We start from the raw sequence: 13476 nt of genomic DNA, 5'->3' as shown, positions 1-13476 counted from the left end.
GAACCAGAACGCTCTCATGGCGTTTCCTGGGCCAGAGAATGGAAACAAGTCAAAGCAACGTCAATCTTAAATGATCGATAATCGAACATTATGTTTCTTATCTATTTTTGATAATTACAGGCACGCACTGGCTAAAAGCCTGTTTTAAACACGTTTAAGCTGATTTTTTAGCAAATACCTTCGCAGCTTCTTTTTTTAGTTATCTTTGTTAATCTTTATTTGGCTCGCTGAAAGCCCCCCTACAAAAACAATAACGAGGTTCGTCCATGAACACTCCACAGCATCGTTCGACGCTGACAATCGCTTTGTGCTTTATCGTTGCGCTTATCGAAGGGTTTGACCTGCAAGCCGCGGGCACTGCCGCCGCCGGCCTGCGTCAAACCTTTGACCTGGACCCGAAAATGATGGGCTGGGTGTTCAGTGTCGGGATCATCGGCCTGCTGCCCGGTGCATTCTTCGGCGGCTGGATTGCCGATCGAGTCGGCCGTAAAAAGATCCTCATCGGCGCGGTCATCCTGTTTGGCGTCTTCTCCCTGCTGACCGCCTATGTAGACAGCTACTACCACTTGCTGCTGGTGCGATTCATGACGGGCCTTGGTCTGGGAGCTGCCCTGCCCAACCTGATCGCCCTATGTGCTGAAGCGGTAGACGAACGCCGTCGTGGCACAGCGATCAGCATCATGTATTGCGGCGTGCCACTGGGTGGCGCAATGGCAGCGGTAGTGGCGATGTTCTCCCATGACCACTGGCAAACCACCTTTATCATCGGCGGGCTAGCCCCGTTGCTTGTCGTGCCGCTGATGATCATCCTGCTGCCCGAGTCCCGGGTTTTCCGCCAGGACGCCAGCCAGGCTTTGCGCGTGTCTACGGGCCAGGCACTGTTTGGTGAAGGTCGTGGCCGTTCGACCCTGGCGTTGTGGCTCAGTTACTTCTTTACCCTGACCGTGATGTACATGTTGCTGAACTGGCTGCCCACACTGCTGCTCGCCCAGGGTTTCACCAAGCCGCAGGCGGGCATGGTGCAAATGCTGTTCAACATAGGCGGTGCTTTGGGCTCCTTGCTCGGCGGCCTGCTGCTGGACCGCTGCAACCCGATCAAGGTGGTTCTGGGCGTCTATGCCGGGCTACTCGCATCACTGGCCGGGATCGGCTTTTCGGTAGGGATTGTGCCCGTGGCCACTGCAGGCTTTGCTGTGGGCCTGTTTGTAATGGCGGCGCAGTTAGTGCTCTATGCAATGGCTCCGCCGCTGTATCCGACAGCCGTACGGGCAACTGGCGTCGGCGCTGCAGTCGCTATCGGGCGCCTGGGTTCGGTTGCAGGTCCCTTGGCAGCAGGTCAGATCCTCGCCGCCGGGGCCGGAACGACCGGGGTGCTGCTGGCGACTTCACCGGGGCTGGTCATTGCGGCATTGGCGGTCATCACGGTGATTACCCGTGCCAATCAAAGTGCAAGCCTGAAACCGGGACTTTGTGGCCGCTGACAAGTAACTCCAGGCTGCACTCTATGGCCTGGAGCATCTCGACAGCGTGTTTGTTCAGGTTCTGCCGATCTCAGGATTCAAAGGTTTGAATCCTGAGATCAGGGGTTGTCTCTTCTGCCTCGCCACCTACTCCATGTTGTAGTCGTTGACGAGTGGAACGAGGCTGCGATCGGGAGGGTGCTGATCATCGTGTAAACCTGCCGGGGCTCTGGCCTTGCGCCAAAGCCCCGGTATGTCAGGCCTGTGCGGCGCTGCGGTTTAGCCGGTACATGGTCCAGGCGTAGAACACCAACGCCAGCCCCGCCAGCGAACCACCTGCCAGCCCGATCCAGGCAAAACCGAAATGGCTGCCCACCGAACTGCCCAGCAATGCCCCGCCGCCAATGCCGATATTGTAGATACCGGAAAACATCGCCATCGCCACATCCGTCGCGTCCGGCGCCAGGGTCAGTACTTTGGACTGCATCGCCAGGCCAAAGCCCATGATCGCCATCCCCCAAATGATGCTCAACACCCCCAGGGATTCAATCCAGTTGCTGGCCGGCAACAGCAACAGCAGGCTCAGCGCGATCAGGCCCACAGCGGTCAGCAGGAAGCCCAGTGGGCTGTATTTGTGGAACCAGCTAAAACACAGCGAACCGAAAATCCCCGCACCGCCGAAGAGCAGCAGGATCAGGGTCACGGTAGCGCCGCTCATACCCGCCACGTTCTGCACAAAGGGTTCGATATAGCTGTACGCGGTAAATTGCGCCGTGATCACCACCGCCGTCAACAGATACACCGCCACCAGCGCAGGGCGCTTGAACAGCACCGGCAAGCTTCTGAGCGAGCCGGAATTCTGGCTTGGCAGCAACGGCAAAGTGCGCGCCAACCACAGCACCAGCAACACCGCCAGCGCTGCGATCACCAGAAAAGTGGTACGCCAGCCCATGGCCTCGCCCAGCAAACGGCCCAGGGGCACCCCCATCACCATCGCCAGCGAAGTACCGGTGGCCAGCAACCCCAGCGCTTGCACCTGCTTGCCCTCAGGCGCCAGACGCACCGCCAGAGAGGCTGTTATCGACCAGAACAGCGCATGGGACAGCGCCACGCCGATCCGGCTAAGCAACAAAATGCCGAAGCTGGTCGCCAGACTCGACAGTACATGACTGGCGATAAACAACCCGAACAGCACCAGCAGTAACTTGCGCCGCTCAACGTTGCGCGTCACCAGCATGATCGGCAAGGAAGCCAGTGACACCACCCAGGCATAGATGGTGAGCATCAGCCCGACCCGGGCCGTGGCCATGTCAAAACTTGCGCCAATCGCACTCAGCAGCCCCACCGGCACAAACTCGGTGGTATTGAACACAAAAGCGGCCAGCGCCAGCGCGATTACAGGCTGCCAGTTGGCTTTAGAGGTAGAGGTGGGGTTGCTCATTTAATGAATGCACTACTCGCTATCGATGATGAACCGGCTCCGACGCTTCAAGCCGGAACCACACAGGCTGACAGTTTATAGCCTTCACGCAGAGCCGTTGGCGAGATTTTGCAGATACTCGGCAGGCGGCGTTTGGTCGAGGCGCCGAGGTGCCCGATAAAAAGACCGCAGCAAGGATTTTGCAACAATGCGTAAAGAATAGTTAAGAGCATTGATTATCATTTGCACAAATGTAAAACTTTGTAACTAATTCTCGTTTACGCAGTTCCAGCCCGGAGTATCCGCAGATCATGCGCTCACTGTTCAGCCTTCCGACGTCCGCCCTTACACTTGTCGCACTGGGCATGCTCAATTCGGCATCAGCCGACGAATACACCTTGAACCTGCCTTCCACCAGCGTCACCGGCACCGCCGACAGTGAAGATGCACCACCGGGCTATCAAGCCAAACCCGCCGCCACTACGACGCGATTGAACCTCACCGCCGGGCAAACACCCCAGGGCATCACCAGCATCAAGCGCGAGCAACTTGACGACTTCAAGCTCAACAGTATTCGCGATGTGCTGGACAGTACCCCCGGAGTCAACGTGCAAAAGGTCGAGACCGACCGGACTTACTTCACTGCCCGCGGTTTCGACATCACCAACTTCCAGTACGACGGCATGGGCATGGGGCTCACCGGCGGCGTGCTGGTGGGTGATATCGACACCGCACCCTACGAGCAGGTTGATGTCTTGCACGGCGCCAACGGCCTGATGACCGGCACTGGCAACCCGTCGGCCACGGTTAACTTTATCCGCAAACGCCCCACCTATGAGCCTGAGGCCAAGGTCAGCGTCAGCGCCGGCTCCTGGGACAAGCGCCGGGTCGATCTCGACGTCTCCGGGCCGCTGACCGATTCGGGCAATGTGCGCGGGCGAGTGATCTATGCCAACGAAGTGGGCAACTCTTATCTGGATCGTTATTCCCGGGAAAAGAACATCTTCAGTGGCATGCTCGCCTTCGACCTGAGTGACGACGACACGCTGACCGTCGGTTATGAAGACCAGAAAAGCAATGCCAACGGTGCCAGCTGGGGCTCCCTGCCGCTAACCGACAGCAGCGGCAACGCCCTGCACTACAGCAGCACCAGTGCCAACATTGCCCAGCCCTGGGTGTACTGGGATGTACGCACCAGTCGCGCCTTCGCCGAGTGGCAGCACCACTTCGCCAATGACTGGAAGTCCACGCTGACCGTAACCGCCATGGAGCATCGCGAAGACACCGACATGTTCTACATCTATGCCAACAGCGCCTCTAGCACCGGCTATACCGGGCTGGCCTCCAACTACAAAGGCAAGACCCGCGAGCTGGATGGCGACCTCTCGTTCAGCGGGCCTTTCAGCCTGGGCGGCCGCGAGCACCAGTTGACCTTCGGCGCCAACGTGGCCCGTTCCCGTACCCAGGAAACCTCGCTGTACGGCACCTCCTCGTACTACACCCCGGTGTCGCTGGAAGATGCCCTCAACGGCGTCATCCCCAAGCCTGCTTACAACATGGCCAATGCCGACGCGACCTCCAATTACACCGACCGCCAGAAGAGTCTCTACGCCGGTACACGGTTGAGCCTTACCGACGACCTGCACCTGATCGTCGGTGCGCGCATGCTCAGTGCCGACAGCGACGGTGAAAACTACGGTTCGGGGCGGGACGTGAGCATTCATGGCAAAGTCACCCCGTACGCTGGCGTAGTCTATGACCTGACGCCGCAGTACTCGCTGTATGCCAGCTACACCAAGATTTTCAACCCGCAGTACTACCTCAATACCCAGGGCCAGGTGCTCGACCCGCTGGAAGGCAAGAGCTACGAGGCCGGGATCAAGGGGCATCTGCTGGACAAGAAACTGGACGTTTCGGCAGCGGTATTTCATACCAAGCAGGATAACGTTGCCACCTACTCAGGTTTCAACCCTTCCCTGGGCGGTTACCTGTATGACGGCATGTCGTATAAGAGCAGCGGTGTAGAACTGGAAGCTTCGGGCGAACTGGCGCCGGGCCTGCAAATCAGCGGGGGCTATACCTACGTCTATATCACCGATGCCGACAACAACCGCGGGCGCAAGTTTATACCGCGCAATGCCCTGACCACCTCCATGGCCTACAAGCTGCCGATGGCACCGCAGGTAAAAGTGGGCGGCAGCCTCAAGTGGCAAAGCAAGGTCGAGAACGACGACACCCCGGCAGCAAACCAGGCTGCCTATATGCTGGTGGGCCTGATGGCCAGCTATGATATCGACCCGCACTGGAGCACCCAGCTCAACCTCGACAACCTGACCAACGAGAAATACCTGCAAAGCGTACGTTACGGGCAAAGCAACTACGGCTCCCCGCGCAACGTCACGGCATCGGTGAGCTGGAAGTTCTGATGAAGTGCCGGGCCAGTTCCCTGGCCCGACATGAACTGCGTATGAACGTGCGGGGTACTGAAATATCCTGCATTTAAAGCTGGCAATAACGTAATGTCAGTGACATACAGCCCTTACATATTCGTCTCGTGTTCAACTCACTGAGTGAGATCTGCCATGAGCCATACCCATATTGCTTTATCTATCGCTACCGGCCTGGGTTTGACATTCACCGTCATGTTGTCCCATGCCGCGCCCCCTGATACCTCCGACGCCCAAAACTACAAAAGCCACAAGGCCTTGTTGATTGGTGTCGACGGCATGCAATACGAAAAACTTCAGCAAGCCATTCAAAATAATATGGCCCCCCATATTGCCGGCCTGAACCCCGCCAAAAGTTACATCGGAGGGATTGACGGAACTGCGACAGAGCAAACTACCGGTAGCGGCCCGGGCTGGACGACAATACTGACCGGCACCTGGGTAGACCGACATAAAGTCCCCTCCAACAACAACGCATGGCGCAACAAAGCGCCCAGCCTGTTCAAGCAACTCAAGCAGGCGGATCCTGAACGCAAGACGAGCAGCATTGTCAGCTGGAATACCATCAACAACAACTTCGCCGATGATATTGCCCAAGGCTTTATCGACCTTGCCATCAAATGCTCCGACGTCGATCAATGCGTCGCCGACAAGGCCAGCTATGAGCTTGAATATGGTCGCTCGGACCTGGTTTTCGCGCACTTCGACGAGCCTGATAATGTCGGCCATCGATACGGTTTTTCAACCCGCTATCAGACCGCAATCCAGGGCGTCGACGACAAGGTCGGCCAGTTACTGTCGGCACTCAAGCGCCGTAAACAAAGCAACCCCGATGAAGACTGGCTAGTACTGGTGACAACTGATCATGGCCGGCGCCTGCCCGATGGGCGTAATCATGGCGCCCAAACCCTGAGCGAGAAAACCACGTTTATCGCACTCAACAAACCCGCCAACGAGCAACTTACCCGCCCCATCACCAATCCGGACAATCCGGGCCACGACAACCTCTACGGTTTTGCCAGCCAGGCGGATATTACTCCGACCCTGTTGGCCCATTTTGGCATCGAGCCCGTACCTGCCCGGCATGCCATGGACGGTCTGCCCCTGACCGGGCCTCTGGGTGCAAGGCTATTCTCTGCCCGGTTAGCGCCTGACGCAGCACAGGTGAATCTGACCTGGAATGGCGATGGGAGCGCAGACAAGCCCGTGCACATTTATCGCAATGGCAAGCAAATCGCCTCTGTCGACTACTCCCGGCGTGGTTATATCGACAACGACATCAAGGAACTCAAAGGGCCAGTCAATTACACGGCAGTGATTGATAAAGTGCCTGTGTCACGCTTGATCACTCTGGGCGACAAAAAACCATAAAAAAAAGCGCTGCCCGATCACTCGGACAGCGCCTTTTTTACGTCCAGGCGTTACGCCAGACTTTTGCTGACCACTTCAAACACATCGCTGGACAGTTCGCCCGAGCTGCGGATGCGCTCAAGCTCTGCCTTCATCAGCGCCTGTCGCGCAGCGTCGTACTTGCGCCAGCGGGTCAGCGGCGCCAGTTGCCGAGAGGCAATCTGCGGGTTGAAACCATTCAGTTCGATCACCAGGTCCGCCAGGAAACGATAGCCCGAACCGTCCGCAGCATGGAAGTTGATCAGGTTTTGCCCGGCAAAGGCACCCACCAGGGCCCGCACTTTGTTCGGGTTCTTGATGGTGAACGCCGGATGTTGCATCAGCTCGCGCACGCGCTGCAAACCGCCGGGCAAGGTGCTGCCCGCCTGCACGCTGAACCATTGATCCATGACCAGCGGGTTGTCCTTGAATTGCTCGGCAAAACTGGCCAACGCCGCAGCTTTTTCCGCCTCGTAGGGCGAGTTGACCAGCACGGCCAGCGCCGTCAGGCGTTCGGTCATGTTGTCGCTGTGCTCGAACTGCTCCAGCGCCGCTGCCAACACTTGCGGCTTGCCGCTGAGCATCAGGTAGGACAGCGCGATATTTTGCAGTGCGCGACGGGCAAAGTGCTCGGCTTCAGCCACATAAGGCGTGGCTTTGGACACTTCGCGGTTGGCCTGGTAACGCGTCCACAGGGCGTCGAACAGGCTGTCTGCCAGTTGCTTGCGAGCGAACTCGCGGGCAACGTGGATGGCTTCGACATCGGCCACGTCACTGATTTCGGTCAGATAGGCTTCGCCCGGCAGCGAGAGCATCTCTGCCACCATTGCCTGATCCAGTTGCTCATTGCCCAGCACCGTGCGCAACGCCTCGACCAGACGCTGATCCATGACCAGTGCTTCACCGCGCTGATGCTGTGCAATCAACTCTTGCAGCACCTGCACCGCCAGTTGCTGACCAGCATCCCAACGGTTGAACCCGTCGCTGTCGTGCTGCATCAGGAACATCAACTGGTCACGGCTGTAATCGAAGCTCAGCTTCACCGGTGCCGAGAACCCGCGCAACAGGGACGGCAGCGGTTTTTCGTTGATGCCGACAAAGGTGAAGGTCTGTTCGGCTTCAGTCACTGACAGCACGCGGCTGGTGCCCGAGGCCGCAGCTTCGCCCGCCAGTTGCAGGGCAATTTCACTACCCCCGGCGTCCAGCAGGCCCAGTTCGACCGGAATGACGAACGGCAGTTTTTCGATCTTGTCCGGAGTTGCCGGGCAGCTTTGCGCAAAAGTCAGGCTATAGGTGTGTTGTTGCGCATCGTAGTGCTCGCTGACGGCCAGCCGCGGTGTACCTGCCTGGCTGTACCAGCGCTTGAACTGGCTCAGGTCGGCGCCATTGGCATCTTCCATGGCCTTGATAAAGTCGTCGCAGGTCACCGCCTGGCCATCATGACGCTCGAAGTACAGGTCACTGCCTTTGCGAAAACCCTCGGCGCCCAGCAGGGTGTGGATCATGCGCACCACCTCAGAACCCTTCTCGTAAACGGTCAGGGTGTAGAAGTTGGAGATCTCGATAAAGCTCTCCGGGCGCACGGCATGGGCCATGGGGCCGGCGTCTTCGGCGAACTGGTGAGTGCGCAGGTAGGCCACGTCCTGGATGCGCTTGACGGTGCGCGAATTCATGTCGGCCGAGAACTCGGAATCACGGAACACCGTGAAGCCTTCCTTGAGCGACAGCTGGAACCAGTCGCGACAGGTCACGCGGTTACCCGACCAGTTGTGGAAGTACTCGTGGGCGACGATGGCTTCGACCCGCTGGTGCGCGGCATCGGTGGCGGTTTCGGCGCGGGCCAGTACGGCGCTGGAGTTGAAGATATTGAGACCCTTGTTCTCCATGGCGCCCATATTGAAGTCGTTGACGGCCACGATCATAAAGATGTCCAGATCGTATTCACGACCGTAGGTCTCTTCGTCCCAGCGCATGGATTTTTTCAGGCTGGTCATGGCGTGCTGGCACTTGTCGATGTTTTCCGGCTCGACATAAATGCGCAGCGCCACGCTGCGCTCGCTCATGGTGGTGAAGGTGTCTTCGACGCACCACAGGTCACCGGCCACCAGTGCAAACAGGTACGCCGGTTTCATGAACGGGTCTTCCCAGGTTGCCCAGTGCCGGCCGTCTTCGTCGGGGCCGCTGGCGATCGGGTTACCGTTGGACAGCAGAATCGGGTAACTGTGCTGCTCGGCCACCACGGTGGTGGTGAACTTGCTCATCACGTCCGGGCGGTCGAGGTAATAGGTAATCTTGCGAAAGCCTTCGGCCTCGCACTGGGTGCAGAACATCCCGCCGGACTTGTACAGGCCTTCCAGCGCGGTGTTGGATTCGGGGTGGATGCGCACGCTGGTATCGACCACGAACTGTTCGCTGGTCGGGTGCAGGATCAGGTGGCTGTCGCTGAGCTGATAATCCTCGGCGGTCAATTCGATATCGTCGAGGCTGACCGATAGCAGCTCCAGCTGCTGGCCATCCAGCGCCAGGGCCGGCAGGCCGGCGCCACGGGCCGGGTTGCGGCGCATCAGCAGTTGCGCATGAACCAGGGTGTGATCCTCGAACAACTCGAAGGTCAGGTGCGTCTCGTCGATCAGGTAATCGGGCGCCTGGTAGTCCTTCAGGTAGATCATTTGCGGTTGTTCGGTGCGCATGCTGGAGTCCTTTTACTGATGCACGGCCAGCTGGTAGGCCGTGTATTTGCGGATATTGATAACGCCGGTGTCAAAGATCAGGTATTGGCCCTTGATCCCCATCAGCGTGCCTTCGACGATCGGATCTTTATCCAGATTGAAGCTGACAATCTTGGTCGGATACTGCTCGACCGGGTAGCAAATCTCGATGGGCTCGACGCTATGCAAAGGCTGTACCGCTTGCAGGCCGAAACGTTCCTGCAGGGTGTGCAGGCCTTCGGCGCAACTCTCGAACAGTTGCGCACGCACTGCGGCGAGGTCTACCGGCGCTGCGTCGCCCTTGAGCAGTGCACGCCAGTTGGTCCGGTCAGCCACTTGCGAGCGGAACAGGTCTTCGACAAACCCCGATTGCTGACGGGTCGCCACGCGCACGATCGGCAATGCCTGGCTGGCACCCTGGTCGAGCCAGCGGGTCGGCAACTGGGTGGCACGGGTAATGCCCACCTTGACCCCGGAGGAGTTGGCCAGATACACCACATGATCGGTCATGCAGAACTGCTCGCCCCACAACGGATCACGGCAAGTGCCCGCGTCATAATGGCAACGCTCCGGGCTCATGATGCACACATCACATTGTGCCAGCTTGGTCATGCACGGGTAGCAGTAGCCCTGGCTGAAGCTCTTCTTGGTTTTACGCCCGCAGTGAGAGCAGTTGATCTCCCCCAGGTATTCCAGACGCAGTTTAGTGCCAATCAAGGGATTGACCGGCACCTCGGTATCGCCCAAACGGAACGCATATTGAACGGTCGGCGTTTCCAGGCTTGCCGACATCTTGCTGATTGCACCGCGACCAATCTCAATCAATGGATGGCATCCGACTTGAACAGGATGTTGGGCACCGGCGCCGATTTCGAGCTGCATTCCTGCGGGCCCATATAACCGGTGCGCTGGTCTTCAGGCAGGTTCTGCACTTCCCAGGCAATCATCGCCTGCAACGACAGCTCGCGCTGTTCGGCAGTGAGTTTGTTGCCGTCCGCCCATTTACCGATTTCCACGGCCAGTTTCAGGCTCTGGTAGATCTCGGGGGTGATGTTTTGAATCATTTCGTTGAAAGAGGACATGGTTCTGTTTCCGCTCTTTAAAAATCAGATGGCATTTCTATCTGTGGGAGCGGGCTTGCTCGCGATTCAGGCAACTCGGTGCATCTGAATCAACGGGTTGAACCCATCGCGAGCAAGCCCGCTCCCACGCGACAATTCGAAACTTTATACAGCCTGCCTGCGCCGCGCCCAAAGCCCGCCCAGCAAGCCGGTCAGGCAACCGATGACCAGTCCGCCCACATGGGCGGCATTGGCGATCTGGCCAAAGCCGATCATCGACACCAGCCCCGACATGCACAATGCCAGCCACACCAGCATCATCACCAGCACACCGCGCGGCAGGTTATACAGGGGGTTTGGCGCCATCAACTGATAGATCCAGACATGCCCCAACAGCCCGTACAACACCCCCGACAACCCGCCAAACAGGCTCGGGCCGCCCACCAGGTACTGGGCGAAGTTGGACACCAGGCTGAACAACAGGCTCAGGCCGATCAGGTTGACGCTGCCCTGGCGCATTTCAATGCGCCGCCCCAGCTCCCAGTACCACATGCCGTTCATGGCGATATGCAGGAAACCGAAGTGAATCAACATCGGCGTAAACAGTCGCCACCACTGCCCGGACGCCAGGCTGTCAGACAAGGGGACAAAGTCGATGTACTGGCCATAAATGCTGAAGTCCAGAAACGTGAAAAACCTCAGGGCCGACAAATTGTCACCCAGTTGCGTCACCGCGGCCACGATTACGCACAGCAGCAACACGATGGCTGTGGCCGGGCTATCGCGCAGCTGCTGCGCAAAACCCGGGCGGGCCATGGCCTGCGGCCGTTCGACAACGGGTAAGGCGTGATCGGGGTCACCCAGCGGAAAACGCTGGTACAGGCTGCGCACGTCGTCGGCAATGGATTCAGGTGCCCACAGCACCTGCTCGCCTGCCTCTTCACTGACCCGATGGGGCACCTGCATGCGCCGCAGCAAAGCAACAAAACCGCTCAGGTCCACAGACAACGGCAAACGCAATACCGCTACAACACTCATTGAATGGCCTCAGGGCGATCTACATTCACCCATACAAATTTGTCCGGATCGAGCCGGGTTTCCTGGTCAAGGCGATAAGCCACCAGTTTGCCGTACAACACCGCGCTGTAATCCAGGCACGCCAGGTTCGGACGGATCGGCGCGGGCCGGCCGCTGCGCCAGTAGTGCCCGACAAACAACAGCGGTTCATCAATGCCGTAACGTAACAGGGCACTTTTTTCAGTGGAGGACAGCGGCTGCTGTGCCACCCGTTCAGGCAGCGCATCCGGCTGGAAAACGATATCGCCGTAGGTCTTGGGGTCGTCTTCCCAGAACTTGGTGCGAAAGAATGCCCGCGTCAGGCCGTCGCCACCGGTCAGGGTCATGCCCCCCGGCAGGCGCATGTCAGTGCCACGCAACAGGCGGTTGAAGCTCAGGCTGGCAAAGCTGTCCGACACCGCCGCGGCCTGCAAGAAGGCCTCGTCAATGCAGCCGTCGGGGTATTGCGCACGCAGGGTGGCGATCACTTCGCTGTCCCAGCAGGCATGTACCACCCGGAAGCGCCCGGCATCGACAAACAGCGGCATGTCGTAAAACCACTGCACAAACTCGCGCCATTCAGCGGGATACTTGTCGAACTGTTCGAGGGTTTCGTGGATCAGCCGGGCATGGCGCGGCGTGTGCTCGCGCACAAACTGCTTGCCACTTCCGGCTGGCGCGGGTGTGCACCAGCCCAGCGCGTTGAATTCATGGTTACCCATCAGGCACAGGGCCTGACCGCTGCGTACCATGTCGTAGACAATATGCAGCGACTCGCGAATGCGCGGGCCGCGATCAATAATGTCACCCAGAAACACCGCCATCCGTTGCGGGTGTCGCCAGATACCGGCGAGTTTTCGATAGCCCAGACGCTCCAGCAGGTGCTCAAGGGTATGAGCACAGCCATGCACGTCACCGATCAGATCGTAACTGCGCGCTGGATCGAGCATCAGTCAGCCCTGCCGCCCAGTCGGCTACCCCAGCCAAGCTTGGTCCGACACACTTCGTAGTAGTTGTGGTCCAAAGGATGAATCAGGCGCAGTTTTTGCGCTTTTTTGCTGACGTTGATGGTATCGCCCGGCGCACAGGTGAAGTGGTTCTGACCATCACACGAAACCTGCGGGTAGATCTGCATGTCCTTGGCCACCACTATTTTCAACTCACTGTTGCCATCGACCACGATCGGGCGGCTGCTCAGGGTATGCGGGTACATGGGCACAATCACGATCGCGTCGAGCTTGGGGTGCATGATCGGGCCGCCCGCTGACATGGCATAGGCCGTTGAGCCCGTGGGCGTGGCCACGATCAGGCCGTCGGCCTTCTGGCTGCAGACGAACTGGCCATCGATATGCAGTTCGAACTCGATCATGCGCGTGGACTTGCCCGGGTGCAGCACCACATCATTGAGGGCATCGCCCTGGCCGATGGCTTCGCCGTGACGGCGCACTTCGGCCTGCAGCAGAAAACGGTTTTCAACCAGGTAGTGGCCGTCAAGCACCTCAGCAACTTTGACTTCCAGTTCATCGGGACGGATATCAGTCAGAAAGCCCAGACTGCCACGGTTGATACCCAGCACCGGTACATTGTGCCGGGCCAGCGCGCGGGCGGCGCCCAGCAAACTGCCATCGCCGCCGACCACAATCACCATGTCGCAGACTTCGCCAAGCATTTTGCGTGACGAAGTTTGCAGGCCGTGACCGGGCAACACCTCGGCGATCGTGTCTTCAAGGATCACGTGCATATGCCGCTCGAGCAGGAATTTTTTCAGTCGGCGAACCGTATCGAGCACTTGCGAGCTGCCCAGACGACCTATGATGCCGATATTACGAAATTGCTCCATGGGGCTCCTGCGGGATTCTATGCGTGCGAAAATAACGATTATGGGCGAAAGACGACGATAGACAAAACCCTTTCAGCCCCGTGAACGGCTATGCT

The 13476-nt window shown here is 58.6% G+C and carries 10 protein-coding genes; 3 read left to right on the top strand and 7 right to left on the bottom strand.

The genetic code is table 11. From position 1 onward, the window contains the following. Positions 1–266 precede the first annotated feature (266 nt). Positions 267–1481 (top strand): 3-(3-hydroxy-phenyl)propionate transporter MhpT, encoded by a 1215-nt coding sequence (mhpT, locus tag ACP7BE_RS03370; protein ID WP_095000378.1) that lies wholly within the window; start codon positions 267–269, stop codon positions 1479–1481. A gap of 235 nt (positions 1482–1716) precedes the next feature. On the opposite strand, the gene ACP7BE_RS03365 is transcribed toward mhpT, so the two are convergent. Continuing rightward, the gene (locus tag ACP7BE_RS03365; protein WP_095000379.1) at positions 1717–2901 is read right to left on the bottom strand and encodes a sugar transporter; all 1185 of its coding nucleotides are present in this window, start codon (positions 2899–2901) and stop codon (positions 1717–1719) included. Between the two features lie 290 nt (positions 2902–3191). On the opposite strand from ACP7BE_RS03365, the gene ACP7BE_RS03360 reads away from it, so the two are divergent. Beyond that, a complete protein-coding gene (locus ACP7BE_RS03360; protein WP_095018019.1) occupies positions 3192–5306 on the top strand; it encodes a TonB-dependent siderophore receptor in 2115 nt (704 codons plus the stop codon). 156 nt (positions 5307–5462) lie between these two features. Continuing rightward, a complete protein-coding gene (locus ACP7BE_RS03355) occupies positions 5463–6698 on the top strand; it encodes an alkaline phosphatase family protein (protein WP_138738037.1) in 1236 nt (411 codons plus the stop codon). Positions 6699–6748: 50 nt separating this feature from the next. Here the strand turns inward: ACP7BE_RS03355 and pepN are convergent, their stop codons facing one another. The 6 genes from pepN to ACP7BE_RS03325 form a co-directional block, all read right to left on the bottom strand. Further along, positions 6749–9406 (bottom strand): aminopeptidase N, encoded by a 2658-nt coding sequence (gene pepN, locus ACP7BE_RS03350; RefSeq protein WP_095018021.1) that lies wholly within the window; start codon positions 9404–9406, stop codon positions 6749–6751. 12 nt (positions 9407–9418) lie between these two features. After that, positions 9419–10249 (bottom strand): DUF2797 domain-containing protein, encoded by an 831-nt coding sequence (locus ACP7BE_RS03345; protein WP_095000383.1) that lies wholly within the window; start codon positions 10247–10249, stop codon positions 9419–9421. Next, positions 10246–10506 carry a YeaC family protein gene (locus ACP7BE_RS03340; RefSeq protein WP_016780738.1) on the bottom strand — a complete coding sequence of 87 codons (261 nt, stop codon included), beginning with the start codon at positions 10504–10506 and terminating at the stop codon, positions 10246–10248. Before ACP7BE_RS03340 ends, ACP7BE_RS03345 begins: the two co-directional genes overlap by 4 nt. Before the next feature lie 144 nt (positions 10507–10650). Beyond that, positions 10651–11523 (bottom strand): rhomboid family intramembrane serine protease, encoded by an 873-nt coding sequence (locus ACP7BE_RS03335; RefSeq protein ID WP_095018023.1) that lies wholly within the window; start codon positions 11521–11523, stop codon positions 10651–10653. Beyond that, complete coding sequence (locus ACP7BE_RS03330) at positions 11520–12491, bottom strand: metallophosphoesterase (RefSeq protein ID WP_095000385.1); 972 nt, start codon at positions 12489–12491, stop codon at positions 11520–11522. The genes ACP7BE_RS03335 and ACP7BE_RS03330 overlap by 4 nt, the downstream gene beginning before the upstream one ends. Further along, positions 12491–13381, bottom strand: coding sequence for an NAD(+) kinase (locus tag ACP7BE_RS03325; protein ID WP_095000386.1), 891 nt, complete (start codon positions 13379–13381; stop codon positions 12491–12493). Before ACP7BE_RS03325 ends, ACP7BE_RS03330 begins: the two co-directional genes overlap by 1 nt. Positions 13382–13476: the final 95 nt, after the last annotated feature.

This window comes from Pseudomonas sp. TWR1-1-3, from assembly GCF_049896805.1.
Classification (GTDB): Bacteria; Pseudomonadota; Gammaproteobacteria; order Pseudomonadales; family Pseudomonadaceae; genus Aquipseudomonas; species Aquipseudomonas bubulae.
The sequence above is the reverse complement of the archived record's forward strand: the minus strand, read 5'-3'. Positions and strand labels throughout refer to the sequence as shown.

Excerpts from the sequence above, each read along its gene's own strand:
- mhpT (WP_095000378.1), top strand. The coding sequence starts at position 267 with ATGAACACTCCACAGCATCGTTCGACGCTGACAATCGCTTTGTGCTTT.
- ACP7BE_RS03340 (WP_016780738.1), bottom strand. The coding sequence starts at position 10,506 with ATGTCCTCTTTCAACGAAATGATTCAAAACATCACCCCCGAGATCTAC.
- ACP7BE_RS03360 (WP_095018019.1), top strand. The coding sequence starts at position 3,192 with ATGCGCTCACTGTTCAGCCTTCCGACGTCCGCCCTTACACTTGTCGCA.
- ACP7BE_RS03330 (WP_095000385.1), bottom strand. The coding sequence starts at position 12,491 with ATGCTCGATCCAGCGCGCAGTTACGATCTGATCGGTGACGTGCATGGC.
- ACP7BE_RS03355 (WP_138738037.1), top strand. The coding sequence starts at position 5,463 with ATGAGCCATACCCATATTGCTTTATCTATCGCTACCGGCCTGGGTTTG.
- ACP7BE_RS03365 (WP_095000379.1), bottom strand. The coding sequence starts at position 2,901 with ATGAGCAACCCCACCTCTACCTCTAAAGCCAACTGGCAGCCTGTAATC.
- ACP7BE_RS03325 (WP_095000386.1), bottom strand. The coding sequence starts at position 13,381 with ATGGAGCAATTTCGTAATATCGGCATCATAGGTCGTCTGGGCAGCTCG.
- ACP7BE_RS03335 (WP_095018023.1), bottom strand. The coding sequence starts at position 11,523 with ATGAGTGTTGTAGCGGTATTGCGTTTGCCGTTGTCTGTGGACCTGAGC.
- pepN (WP_095018021.1), bottom strand. The coding sequence starts at position 9,406 with ATGCGCACCGAACAACCGCAAATGATCTACCTGAAGGACTACCAGGCG.